Source organism: Candidatus Pelagibacter sp. HIMB1782 (genome assembly GCF_052047475.1).
In the GTDB taxonomy this organism is placed as follows: Bacteria; Pseudomonadota; Alphaproteobacteria; order Pelagibacterales; family Pelagibacteraceae; genus Pelagibacter.
Map to the genome: position 1 here is coordinate 609,478 of NZ_JBNAKE010000001.1, position 12,224 is coordinate 621,701.

18 protein-coding genes are annotated in these 12,224 nt (G+C 28.7%); 4 read left to right on the forward strand and 14 right to left on the reverse strand.

Translation table 11 applies throughout. The features are described 5' to 3' along the window. A complete protein-coding gene (locus tag ACTTAO_RS03175) occupies window positions 1-1,140 on the forward strand; it encodes an FAD-binding domain-containing protein (RefSeq protein ID WP_440690856.1) in 1,140 nt (379 codons plus the stop codon). Here the strand turns inward: ACTTAO_RS03175 and ACTTAO_RS03180 are convergent. Genes ACTTAO_RS03180 through ACTTAO_RS03205 form a run of 6 tightly spaced genes read right to left on the reverse strand, consistent with a single transcriptional unit; the run spans window position 1,137 to window position 4,218 of the window. After that, window positions 1,137-1,358, reverse strand: a complete 222-nt coding sequence (locus tag ACTTAO_RS03180) for a hypothetical protein (RefSeq protein WP_428078984.1) — start codon at window positions 1,356-1,358, stop codon at window positions 1,137-1,139. The genes ACTTAO_RS03175 and ACTTAO_RS03180 overlap by 4 nt on opposite strands. After that, the gene (locus ACTTAO_RS03185) at window positions 1,351-1,542 is read right to left on the reverse strand and encodes a hypothetical protein (RefSeq protein ID WP_440690857.1); all 192 of its coding nucleotides are present in this window, start codon (window positions 1,540-1,542) and stop codon (window positions 1,351-1,353) included. The genes ACTTAO_RS03180 and ACTTAO_RS03185 overlap by 8 nt, the downstream gene beginning before the upstream one ends. Then, a complete protein-coding gene (locus ACTTAO_RS03190) occupies window positions 1,539-2,258 on the reverse strand; it encodes a type 1 glutamine amidotransferase (protein ID WP_440672520.1) in 720 nt (239 codons plus the stop codon). The genes ACTTAO_RS03185 and ACTTAO_RS03190 overlap by 4 nt, the downstream gene beginning before the upstream one ends. A 5-nt stretch (window positions 2,259-2,263) precedes the next feature. Beyond that, the gene (locus ACTTAO_RS03195) at window positions 2,264-2,392 is read right to left on the reverse strand and encodes a DUF2256 domain-containing protein (protein WP_440690858.1); all 129 of its coding nucleotides are present in this window, start codon (window positions 2,390-2,392) and stop codon (window positions 2,264-2,266) included. Continuing rightward, a complete protein-coding gene (locus tag ACTTAO_RS03200; RefSeq protein ID WP_262589956.1) occupies window positions 2,393-2,722 on the reverse strand; it encodes a hypothetical protein in 330 nt (109 codons plus the stop codon). A 5-nt stretch (window positions 2,723-2,727) separates the two neighbouring features. Continuing rightward, window positions 2,728-4,218, reverse strand: a complete 1,491-nt coding sequence (locus tag ACTTAO_RS03205) for a cryptochrome/photolyase family protein (protein WP_440690859.1) — start codon at window positions 4,216-4,218, stop codon at window positions 2,728-2,730. 27 nt (window positions 4,219-4,245) lie between these two features. Between ACTTAO_RS03205 and ACTTAO_RS03210 the strand changes: the two genes are divergently transcribed. From ACTTAO_RS03210 to ACTTAO_RS03220, 3 genes are read left to right on the forward strand one after another with little or no spacing between them, the layout of a single operon-like run. Continuing rightward, entirely contained in the window at window positions 4,246-4,956 is a 711-nt protein-coding gene (locus ACTTAO_RS03210; RefSeq protein WP_440690860.1) for an SDR family NAD(P)-dependent oxidoreductase, read from the forward strand. Further along, window positions 4,931-6,022 carry a PQQ-dependent sugar dehydrogenase gene (locus ACTTAO_RS03215; RefSeq protein WP_440690861.1) on the forward strand — a complete coding sequence of 364 codons (1,092 nt, stop codon included), beginning with the start codon at window positions 4,931-4,933 and terminating at the stop codon, window positions 6,020-6,022. The genes ACTTAO_RS03210 and ACTTAO_RS03215 overlap by 26 nt, the downstream gene beginning before the upstream one ends. 4 nt (window positions 6,023-6,026) lie before the next feature. Then, window positions 6,027-7,010, forward strand: coding sequence for an MBL fold metallo-hydrolase (locus ACTTAO_RS03220; RefSeq protein WP_440690862.1), 984 nt, complete (start codon window positions 6,027-6,029; stop codon window positions 7,008-7,010). On the opposite strand, the gene ACTTAO_RS03225 is transcribed toward ACTTAO_RS03220, so the two are convergent. From ACTTAO_RS03225 to hemC, 8 genes are all read right to left on the reverse strand, one after another. Next, the gene (locus ACTTAO_RS03225) at window positions 7,011-7,802 is read right to left on the reverse strand and encodes a TauD/TfdA dioxygenase family protein (protein WP_440690863.1); all 792 of its coding nucleotides are present in this window, start codon (window positions 7,800-7,802) and stop codon (window positions 7,011-7,013) included. A gap of 8 nt (window positions 7,803-7,810) precedes the next feature. After that, window positions 7,811-8,083: an SHOCT domain-containing protein gene (locus tag ACTTAO_RS03230; protein WP_440619134.1), complete on the reverse strand. Its 273-nt coding sequence runs from the start codon at window positions 8,081-8,083 to the stop codon at window positions 7,811-7,813. Between the two features lie 3 nt (window positions 8,084-8,086). Further along, the gene (locus tag ACTTAO_RS03235; protein WP_262589965.1) at window positions 8,087-8,290 is read right to left on the reverse strand and encodes a hypothetical protein; all 204 of its coding nucleotides are present in this window, start codon (window positions 8,288-8,290) and stop codon (window positions 8,087-8,089) included. A gap of 79 nt (window positions 8,291-8,369) precedes the next feature. After that, window positions 8,370-9,215 carry a bifunctional methylenetetrahydrofolate dehydrogenase/methenyltetrahydrofolate cyclohydrolase FolD gene (gene folD, locus ACTTAO_RS03240; RefSeq protein WP_440635371.1) on the reverse strand — a complete coding sequence of 282 codons (846 nt, stop codon included), beginning with the start codon at window positions 9,213-9,215 and terminating at the stop codon, window positions 8,370-8,372. A 7-nt stretch (window positions 9,216-9,222) separates the two neighbouring features. Further along, window positions 9,223-9,513, reverse strand: coding sequence for a YggT family protein (locus ACTTAO_RS03245; protein ID WP_262589968.1), 291 nt, complete (start codon window positions 9,511-9,513; stop codon window positions 9,223-9,225). After that, window positions 9,510-10,595 carry a mechanosensitive ion channel family protein gene (locus ACTTAO_RS03250; protein ID WP_440635370.1) on the reverse strand — a complete coding sequence of 362 codons (1,086 nt, stop codon included), beginning with the start codon at window positions 10,593-10,595 and terminating at the stop codon, window positions 9,510-9,512. The genes ACTTAO_RS03245 and ACTTAO_RS03250 overlap by 4 nt, the downstream gene beginning before the upstream one ends. A gap of 2 nt (window positions 10,596-10,597) precedes the next feature. Continuing rightward, the gene (locus tag ACTTAO_RS03255; protein WP_440690864.1) at window positions 10,598-11,296 is read right to left on the reverse strand and encodes a uroporphyrinogen-III synthase; all 699 of its coding nucleotides are present in this window, start codon (window positions 11,294-11,296) and stop codon (window positions 10,598-10,600) included. A gap of 1 nt (window position 11,297) precedes the next feature. Then, window positions 11,298-12,215 (reverse strand): hydroxymethylbilane synthase, encoded by a 918-nt coding sequence (gene hemC, locus ACTTAO_RS03260; protein WP_440690865.1) that lies wholly within the window; start codon window positions 12,213-12,215, stop codon window positions 11,298-11,300. Between the last annotated feature and the right edge of the window lie 9 nt (window positions 12,216-12,224).

The window sequence follows — 12,224 nt, forward strand, 5'->3', positions numbered from 1 at the left end:
ATGATGTTTGAAGCTTCAAGGGCTAAGGCCTTAAATCAATTAAATAATTTTATCGATAACGGTCTTGCAGATTATTCTAAATTAAGAAATTTTGATTTTGGTCCTGAAAAAAGATCTAATATATCATGCTTATCTCCATACATAACACACGGAATTATAAACGAAAAAGAAGTCATCCAGAAAACTCTAAGCAAATTTTCTTTTTCAAAAAATGAAAAATTTGTTCAAGAAGTTTTATGGAGAACTTATTGGAAAGGTTGGCTAGAGCTAAGACCAAATGTTTGGGCAGATTATCTTATTGAATTAAATCAAATAAAAAATGAACTTCAAAATAATAAAAATTATCTCTCAGCAATTGAGGGAAAAACAGATATTGAATGCTTCAATGAGTGGGTTAACGAGCTAAAAGAAAACAATTATTTGCATAATCACACAAGAATGTGGTTTGCTAGTATTTGGATTTTTACTTTAGAATTACCTTGGCAATTAGGTGCAGAATTTTTCATGAAACATCTTTATGATGGAGACGCTGCATCAAATACTCTAGGATGGCGATGGGTTGCAGGTGTTCAAACTCAAGGCAAACACTATCTTGCTAGTGAATGGAATATTAAAAAATTCACTAACAATAGATTCCAAAACATAAAATTGAACGAAAATGCTCCTCCGAAAATTTCAGAAAAATCTTATCAAATAATAAAACAAGATTTTACTAACCCACAAAATATTGAAGAAAAAAATCTTTTAATTTTTGATAATAATCTCTCATTTGAAATCACTGACTTTAAAGAAAAAAACTTTAAGAAAATTTACTTAGTTTCTAACAAAAATGAAAATAGATCTATTAAACTCAGTGAAAAATTAGTGAAATTTAAATCTCAGTTAATAGAAGACCAAGGACAAAGATTAAAAAATCAATCTATTGATTTTCAGTTAATTGATATAAGTGAAGTGACAAACATTGAAAATTGTTATGGTTTGTATCCAACAGTAGGTGAAAATTTAGACTACTTAAACTCGAATGATATAAATGTGAATTTTTTATACAGGAGCCTTGATCAGTTAGCTTGGCAATATTGTAATAAAGGTTTTTTTAATTTTAAAAATTATATTCCTAAAATTGTTTCAACCTTGAGCTAAAACCATCGAATCATACCTATAATTCCAGCAGTCGCATAGAAGAATTGAAGTAAAAGAATTCCTTTGTGGCCACCTCTATAAGCCCAAATTCCAATTAAGATAGCTGACAAAAGCAATAAACAAAATCCAAAAAATTCTATTCCTATATTTAAGGCCACAAATAAAGAATATAATATTGCTGTAATAACCCCTGCCCATTCAAAAATTTTATTATTCATAATTTTTATATATCTCTTCACGCTCACTTTTGTTCAAACCCTTTGTTTTTTCTAAAAATTCATTTCTTAACTCTCTTGTTTTAAAAATGTAAAAACAGACTGTATCTTTGCTGTGGTAGATTGCTTTAAGTTCATCATCTATATCGTTTAGCTCATTAGGTATTTCAGTCTTTATGCAAATCATAGAAGTTTTTTGAAATTATTATAAAGGATTGTAGAATAATTGTTCATGTCATTCATATTATCTTTTGCTGATTGATCAAACTTTTTTAAAGCATCACTCCCAAGCTGATCCTCTAAAGCTTTCTTATATTCAGGAACACATCCCCATTCATTGACTGTTGTATCTTTTATTTCTATATGAAATTGAATTCCATAAGCGTGGTTTTGATATTTAAATATTTGATATTTAGTAATCGGTGAGGAAGCCAATAAAGTTATATCATTATTATTTTCAATTCCCTGAACCTCATAGGAATGCCATTGTAAACTTTTTATTTTATCAGGAAATTGTGAAAACAAATTATCGTTTTCTTTTTCTTTAGAAAAATCAATATCCATAATACCAATTTCTGCAGGATTTGATTTAACAACTTTACCACCCACTACCTCTCCTAATAATTGGCAGCCCAAGCAAAAACCTAAATATGGTTTTCTCAAATCTACAACAAATTCTTTAATTTTTTTCTTTTCTTCAATTAACCATGGATATTCTTTTTCCATATAGGTATCCATTGGTCCTCCCATACAAAACATTCCATCAAATTTACTAAGATCCTCTGGTATTTTTTCACCTTCGTCTAACTCTATTGTGGTTAAATTAAATCCATCAGATAGCATTAAATCTTTAATGTAGCCTGGATCCTCTATTTTAATATGTTGTAGTACAATTATATTCATTATGATTAACTTAGCTTAGAACACTTTTTGGAACAATATTTTACTCTATCCCAATTAAGTTTCCATTTTTTTCGCCACGCAAATGGTCTTTTACATACAGGACATATTTTTGAAGGTAAATTTTGTTTTTTCATTTAATATTCTTTAAAATTTTTATTCCAAAGATCTAAAGCTTCATCCCAATTTGGAATATGATCACTTTCATAACCATATGTAGAACCTGTTGCAATTGCTCTAAAATTTCTCATTGCTTTTGAGTGCTCAGTTCCATTTAAATATTTAACCATCAGCTTTCTATCTTTCCAAGCTGTTAAAGTATGCTGGTATCCGTTAAATGGCTTCGTTTCACAAAATATGTTTCCTTCAGCTTTTTGTGCTGCCCTAAAAGATGGGATTGCTAATAACCAAAATCTTAATTTTGAAAAAAAATTTTTTGGCTTTAAACCAGTAATGGCAATATACATAAAGTTTAGTTTGTATTTTGTTTAATAAATTTATCTGCTTCAGATAAAATTAATTTTTTTCTATCAGTTTTCATTTTATCAAAGATACGGACCATCATTGAAAGACGAGGATTTTTTAAAAAAAATTTTCTGTTTCGATCTATGAATCTCCAATAAAGACCATCCATGGTATTACACCAATCACCTTTCTTAAAGTCCATCATTTTCATAAAATATGCAGATCCACAAATATAAGGTTTAGTGGCGAAAATCCCTCCATCACTAAACAATCCCATTCCATAAACATTGGGAACCATTACCCAATCTGATGAGTCTACAAACATCTCCATAAACCACTTGTAAACAATTGTGGGCTTTATCTCACAAAGGTTCATGATATTGGATAAGATCATTAATCTTTCAATGTGATGTGACCAACCATGATTGACTGCATTTTTAATCGCATAATCTAATGGTGGAAGACCAGTAGTACCCTCATACCATGAACTTTTCATTTTTCTATTCTGTTTAAAAAAATTTCCTGTTTCCATTTCATGCGAGTAGGACTGGTAAATTCCACGCATAAATTCTCTCCATCCAATTACCTGACGAACATAACCCTCTAAGGAATTCATTCTAATTTTATTTTTTTTATGAAAATCTAAAATTTTTTGGATTACAAATTCAGGTGTTATTATGCCTAAATTTATATAAGGACTTAAAGCGCTATGAAAAAGAATATTATCTTTTTGATCAACAGCATCCTCATAATCACCAAATAGATTAGATTTTTCTTTTATAAAAAAGTTTAAAAGTTTAACTACATCGTAATATTCAGTAGCAAACCAAAAATTATCTGTACTCCCTGGATGGTTTTTAAATTCCTTCTCAATAATAGGCTTCAATTTTTTTGTGTGACTAGTTTCATTAATTTTTGGAAATTTAGGAATTGATGTATCTTTTGGTAATTTATTTCTGTTATCTTCATCAAAACTCCATTTACCTCCGATTGGATTACCATCTGACCCCATCAATATTCCAGATTTTTTTCTAACATCCTTATAGAAAGTTGCCATAAATGGTTTTTTTGATTTTGATAAATAATTTTTAAAATCTTCTCTAGAATTTAAAAACATTGGTGTTTGAATTACATGCCAATTAATTTTTTCTTTTTTTAGAAATTGAGAAATTTTTTTTTCAAAAAATTTATCCTCTACTTCGAAACTAGAAATTTCTTTTATTTTTTTTTGAGTAATAATTTTTTTTAACTTTTTTAAATAATCATCATGAAACTCTTTGTCTTCAATTTTGACATAGTCTAATTTAAATTTATTTTTCTTTAACTCATCAGCATAAGATCGCATTGATGATAAAAATAATAAAATTTTTTGTTTATGATGCTTTTCATAGGTGCATAAACCCTTGTCTTCGGCCATAAAAAATAGATGGTCTTTTTTGAAGCGGTCAATGTATTTTGTTGGAAATAATTGATTGCCAAGTATAAAAAATAACTTCATATTTAAATATAACTAATAAAAATTTTTATGTCAGAAAAATATCTTATTTTTGGTGCAACTGGTTCGATTGGATCTAGTTTAGCAGAACAATTAAAAAATTCAGGAAATGATATTCATTTAGTTGCAAGAAATAAAAGTGAACTTGCTCCAATTGTAGAAAAACTTGGGTGCTCACATACTGTTGCGGATGTTTTGGAGGATGGATTTATAGAAAAAGTTAAATCAGATATTTCTGAAATTAAAGGATTGGCCTACTGTGTAGGATCCATAGACTTAAAGCCACTTAGAATGATTAATGAACAAGATTTTCAAAAATGTATGAAACTTAATCTTTATTCTGCTGTTGAAGCTATCAAGGGATATCAAGAAACTTTAAAAAAAAATAAAGGTTCAATTGTAATGTTTTCAACTGTTGCCGCACAAAGAGGTTTCACCAATCATGCAATTATAGCGTCAGCAAAGGCAGCTGTTGAAGGTCTGACTGTTTCTTTAGCTGCAGAATTTGCTCCAAACATAAGAGTAAATTGTGTGGCACCAAGCTTAACAAAATCTAAAATTGCTGAACCAATGTTAAAAAATGCTGCTTTAGCAGAAGGTATTGCAAAAGCTCATCCATTAAAAAGATTAGGGGAAGGAAAAGATTCAGCATCACTTGCTAAATTTTTACTTAGAGAAGATAGTTCTTGGATCACTGGTCAAGTTATAGCTGTAGATGGTGGTAGATCTAAACTTTCATAAAGTGAAAAAATTTATTTTTATATTTTTTTTTATTTTTATTTCTGCAACAGCAAATTCTAAAAATTATAATTTTGAAAAATTAGGGTCTTTTAGTGAACCATGGGGTTCAAGTTTCATTAATAATGAAGAATTAATTGTTACAGAAAAAGGTGGCAAAATTAAAATAATAAACATTGTTTCAAAAAATATTTCTGAAGTTGAACATAATTTAAACTATTTTGTTCATGGTCAAGGTGGTCTTTTAGATATTATTCATAAAGATAAAAAATTATGGATTTCATATTCAGAAAATAGAGGAGACTGGAAAACCAGTACCTCAATTGCAAAAGCATATTTAAATAAGAATTCTTTAAATTTTAAAAATATATTTCAAGCTGAACCACCTATTGAGTCTGGATATCATTTTGGATCAAGACTTGCTATCAAGGAAAATTATTTATTTGCTTCTGCGGGTGAAAGGGGCATGAATATGATTGCTCAAGATCCAACTCAACATCCAGGAAGTATTATTAGAATAAATTTAGATGGAACTATTCCAAAAGATAACCCTAAGTTTGAGAATAAGCCAGATTGGCTTCCAGAGATATACCAGATTGGAGTTAGAAATCCTCAGGGTTTAACTTTTTCAGAATTTGATGGAAAAATTTACATGAGCAATCATGGTGCAAGAGGTGGTGATTGGTTTGGAGAAGCGAAAAAAGGAGAAAATTATGGTTGGAAAATTTTAGGGTGGGGAGGAACAAATTACTCTGGAACTAAAATTGGTCCAAAATGGAAACCAGGATTTACAAAAGCCATTCAATATTGGGTTCCATCAATTGCTGCAAGTGCTATTACAATTTATAAAGGTAAAGAGTTTGAGGAATGGAATGGTCACGCATTAATTACTTCTCTTAAAGATAAATCTTTAAGAAAATTAATATTTTCAAACACATCTGAAATCCAAGAGGAAATTATTTTTAAGGATAAAATTGGAAGAATTAGAGACATACAAGTTCACCCAATTAATGGGAAAATTTATTTTTTAGCTGGGGATGATTTGTGGCTAATGGAAAAAAATAATTAATGTAATGAAAGAAAAACCTTATCATCATTTGTCAAATGGAACTTTTCGAAATCCTAAGGGTTCACCTGTTGTAATATCTAGATCAGGGAAATTTTCTTATAGAACTTTCAGTAAACTAAGAAAAAAAATTAGTCTTAATTTTCCAAATGAGCATATTGTCGAAAAAGAAAAAGTTAAATCTGATTTAGAAAAATACAAAAATGATGATTACGTTGCCTGGATTGGGCACGCTACTTATTTAATTAAATTAGGTAATACAACAATTATTACTGATCCTGTTTTTTCAAAAAATGCAGGTCCGTTAATATTTGGACCAAAGAGATTTACTAAACCTGCATTAGATCTTAAGGAAATTCCAAAAATAGATTTATTTTTATTAACTCATAACCATTATGATCATCAAGACATGTCAACTATCAGAAATTTTCCATACAAGGATGCGAAAGTATTAGTTCCACTTAACCTTGGAAAATATTTTAAGAATTATGAAGATGTAAATGAAATGGATTGGTATGATTACAAAAATATAAATAGTGATTTAAAAATAACCTTACTACCAGCAGTTCATTGGTCAAAAAGAAGTCTAACAGACACAAATAAAACTTTGTGGGGGAATTTTTTAATTGAATATAAAAATAGAAAAATTTTATTTGCTTGTGATACTGGTTATGGAAATATCTATAAAGAACTAGGAGAAAAATATGGTCCGATTGATCTTACTATGATCAACATTGGAGCATATAATTTTAAACCAATGTTCGATAAAACTATTTACCATACAACCCCAGAAGAAGCTTTAAATGTAGCAAAAGATCTTAAAAGCAAAAAAGTATTAGGAATGCATTGGGGGACTTTTGTTTTATCTTTAGAGCCAATTATGGAACCACCAATTCGATTTAAAGATAATGCAGAAAATTATGGATTTAAAAGAGAAGATGCAATTACATTTAATATTGGAGAGGTAAAATCCTTAAACGAATTATTATAACTACAATATAGTTATTCTGTGCATAATTCTATTACCTTTAAAAGGGGTAGCTTGGTGGAGCATGGATCTATTGTCCCAAATAGCTAACTGGTCTTTTTCCCATTCTAATGAGTATTGAAACTTTTTTTTAACTTGGTGCTTAAATAATTGTTTTTTAACTTTTTCAGAATTTTTTAAATTTGGAGAAAATCCTACAAGATGTCCGGGGCTGCAATAAATCGTATTTTTAGAGTTTATCTTTTTTATAATTTTATGAATAGATTTCAATTCTTCAATCTTTCTACCCTTCTCTTTTACTCTTTCTCTTGTAGTAACTGAAATTGGTCCTTCAGAAGAGTACCTTCCCTTCACTTTGAGTAATTTATTTTTTATTGATTTAGGCAAATAATCATAAGCTAAGTATTGAGAAGAAAATTCAGTATTTGCTCTACCCTTTTTAGGAACTAGTTTAGAATAAAGCATTGTAAATCTAGGTGGTTTTTTTGTGTAAATTGAGTCTGTGTGAAACTGTTCTCCAAAACTAGGTCCCTTATCTGTTGCTTTCCTTTGAACGACAGTAATTTGCTTATATTTCTTACTTAATCCTTTTAGTCTTGGATAATTTGCTAATTTCCCAAAATGTTTAGCAAACGCTATATAATGTGAAGAATTTAGTTTTTGTCTTCTAAAAAAAATCATACCATAAAGCTCAAGTGCTTTTAAAAAAATTTTAAAATCTTTTTTAGAAATTTTTTTAACGTTACCAATAATCTCAGCCCCAATATTTTTTTTATTGGGAATAATCTTAAACATGTCTAAATTTAATTATTCAGTAATTTACTTTTAGCTTTTTCAAACTCTTCTTGAGTAAGAGCTCCATTTTTATACAACTCATTTAATTTAGAAATTTCAGAACTTAGATCGTTACTATTTGAAGGTCTAATTACTGTTTCTGAATGTGATTCTGTGTCCTCAGGTTTATTTGGTCGATTATCAACTTTAGCCTTAAAACCCTTCATAATTGCAGAACCACCTAAGTAAAAAACAAATCCTAAAATTGGCACTGCTAAAGCAAAAAAAATAATTTTTTCCATTAATTAATCCTCATCCTCATCTCTCCAACCTTTTTCATACATCAAATATCCGGCTAAGATAACAGAAAAAACTCCAGCAATCATTCCAAAATCAAAACCAACTTGTTTGTTATATAAATACCAACCCAATTGAGTGGCTCCAATTGGAACAGCAGTTAATAAGATCATTATTATTGCAATTCTGTATTCGTATTTAGGTTTTTTCATCAGAAATAGCTTATCAAATACAACAGTAATTCAATCAGTTTAAATATCCTTGAGACAATTAAACTTATATAAAAAGTCTTTATTTTTGTGATCTTTTAAAACACTCAATTGTGTTTTTTAATAAACAAGCGATAGTCATTGGTCCCACACCGCCTGGAACTGGGGTTAAAGCTTTTGCATTTTTTGAAACATCTTCGAAATCAACATCTCCAACAATACCTTTATCAGTTTTATTGATACCAACATCAATTACTATTGCATCTTTCTTTACCCAATCTCCTTTTACAAGCTCAGGTATTCCAACTGCTGCAACAATTATATCAGCTTCTAAACATTCAGCTTTTAGATCTTTAGTTTTTGAATGAGTAATTGTTACAGTACAATTTTCTTTCAAGAGTAGTTGGGTCATTGGTTTTCCATTTAAATTTGATCTACCAACTACAACTGCTTTTTTTCCACTTAAATTTGGTTCAATTTTTTTAATTAACAAGTAACAGCCAAGAGGTGTACAGGGAACTGAGCTTTCATAACCCGATGAAAGATTTCCTACATTCATTGGATGAAAACCATCTACATCTTTAGAAGGATCAATGGCTTCAATTACTTTTTGCTTATCTATATGTTTTGGTAATGGTAATTGAACTAAAATACCCGAAACTGTTTCATCTTTATTTAGTTCTTCAATTTTTTCTAAAACAGTTTTTTCTTCAACACTATCAGGATATTTAATTACTTCTGATTTTAACCCTACTTCATTTGCTGATTTTTCTTTATTACGAACATAAATTTGGCTTGGAGTAAGATCTCCAATTAATATCACGGTTAAACCTGGGACTTTATTATATTTAGATTTAAGTCCTGATACTTCTTGTTTTAATTCTTCTCTTAATTCAGCTGCAGCTTTTTTTCCGTCAATTAAAATCATTTTATTTCTAAAATATTATTGGTGCAATGTAGAGCTTCATACACATTTCAATAAACCAAATCAATAGAAGAAGAATGATTGGTGAAATATCTAGTGATCCTAAATTGGGTAAAAAACGTCTAATTTTATTAAGTATTGGCTCAGTTAATTTATAAGTAAGCTCTAAAATTGAGTAAACAAATCTATTTTGAGTATTTAAAACATTAAATGCTATCAACCAGCTTATAACTACATTTGCTATTACAACATAAGAATACAGTTTCAAAATTTGTAAAACTAAATAAAAAATTGCTATCATTTTTTCTCAACATAAATTGACTGACTTGGAAAAGCAAAAGAGGCATTATTTTTTTCTACAATCTGCTTAATTTCAATTGCTAATCTCTCTTTAACTTCTAGAGAATTACTCCAACTATTTGAATTCGTAAAACATCTCACCAATAAATCTATTGAACTATCAGAAAACTTCTCAATTCTAACCGCAACCCCAGTTGATTGATTAAAGTCTTCACTGTTGTTTATATAACTTTCAATTTCCTCTCTTATTTTTTTTAATTGATCAATCGTAGAGTCGTACTGCAACGTGATTATCCATCTAATTCTCCAATTAGATGTTTCGCTAACATTAACCACAGCATTTTCTGCAAATTGAAAATTAGGAATAATCGCTAGAGATTTATCAAACTTTCTTATTGTTGTTGATCTAAAACCAATTTTTTCAACTGTGCCTTCAATAATCCCATCTACTGCAATCCAATCTCCAATTTTAAATCTTTTTTCAACTAATACTAAAATTCCAGAAATTAAATTTTTAAATAAATCTTGTGCTCCAAGCGCAACAGCAACCCCAAACAAACCAAGACCAGCAATAATTGGTCCTATCTTAATACCCCATAATTCTAGTACTGCAGCTAATCCTAAAATAAATATTAAAATCTTAAGTGATTTAATTATCCAACCAATAAGTTCTCTAGTTAAAAGTTTATCTAGTCCACTTAAGATATATGAAATGGGTTCTATAATTTGGTGAATAACCCAAAAAATTAATATCGTAATTAACGTTCTATTAATTGTATCAACTACTTCTCTACCCTCTGTTGAAAAAGTCATGTAGTAACTCGCAATAAAGAAACCTAAAACAATTGGTAAAAATCTAGCTGGACCAATTAATGACTGAACAAAAGTATCATCTAATTTGTTTGTTGTTCTTTTTGAGATAATTTCTAATTTTTTTATAATTAATTTACTAATTAACCCTCTAAAGACTAAAAAAAGTAAGAATATCCCTATTCCAATTAAAATTTGAAAAATATCAACACCAAGTATTCCTTTATTCCAAACAGATAAAAATATTTCAGAAAAATTATTTATTAATTCCATACCTAAATTTTATATAACAAAAACTCTTCTTCTCCAGGATTAAAAAGAAATATCTTTTTCCATTTGATTTCATTCAATATTGACGAGGTTTTTTCACCTATACACATCAAGTTTGTATTCATCCAAAAGTTTTCTGTTTGATAGATTTTTATAAAATTTAAGAAACTAGAGGCACTGTTTTGAGAATAAACATAAACAATATCTGGCATATTCTGCTTTAATTCATTAACAAAATTTTCATCAAAATTTTCAGTATGATTTACTTTATAATTAATAATACGTTTAACAGCATACCCTTCTTTTAATAATTGTTGGTCTAAATCAGTTGTTATTATCTCACCACTCACATAAAGAAGTGGAGTTTCTTTTAATTCATAATTTTGTAGAATTAGTTCTTTAAGATTTGAAACATTTCCTTCTGCTGCAATTGTATTTTGAAATCCCAAACTTCTAGCTTTTTTTTCTGTAGCACTACCAACACAAAAACAAATTAATTTTTTATTTAAATTTTCTATATTTAAATTTTTTACAGCATTAGAACTTGTAAAAATTAAACCACCATAATCACCAGAGTTAATTTCTTCATGTTGAACTTTTTGAACATTAATTAATGGTAGGTGAGATACTTTATGATCTAAAGATTGAAACTTAACTATCATTTCTGAACAATCTTCTATGGGTCTAGTTAACAAAATATGCATTTTACTTTTTATATGAATTATTTGATTTAATTTTTAAAGTGTTACCAACTTCTGTTCCAATTTCTTTAAACATATCAATATTACCAGATTTTTTTTCATAAAATATTTGGGAACCGTCTAATGAGAATAATTCAGCTTCAACTGTAATTCTATCCCCTTCTATAATTGAATGAGCACCTATTGCAGTTTCGCAATCACCTTCCAATACCTTTAAAATGTTTCTCTCTATATGAGCTCTCATATAAGTATCTTTGTGATTTATTTTTTCTAAAACTTTTACAATTTCTTCATCATCCTCTCTAGACTGTAAAGCAATAATACCTTGGCCTGCACTTGGAATAATTTGATCAGTCGAAAAAATTTCAGAAATTTCATTATCTAAATTTAAATATTTTATACCTGCATAAGACAAAACTATTGCATCATAAATACCTTCCTTTAGCTTTTTGATTCTAGTATCTACATTTCCTCTTATTAATTTACAGTTAACATCTGATCTTATTTTTTTAATTTGAAATTCCCTTCTATAAGATGAGGTTCCTACTATTGCATTATGTTTTAATTCCTTAATATTTTTCTTGTCATTTGTTATTAAAATTTCTCTTGGATCTGTCCTTTCTAAAAATGAATTTGTTCTAAGTCCTTCAGTTTCAATTGCTGGCATATCTTTTAATGCATGCACCGCTATATCAATTTTTTTTTCTTTCAGTTCTTTTTCAATCGTACTAGAAAATAAACCCTTACCACCGACCTCTGATAATCTTCGATCCTGGATTTGATCACCTTTTGTGGTTATTGTTTGAATGACAATCTGATCATCTTGTAAATCTAAAGCTTCAATAATTTTATCTTTAGCTTTTTGCGCATATAGCAAAGCCAATTTACTTCCTCTTGAGCCTATTATAATTTGTCTATTCATTAAAAATTT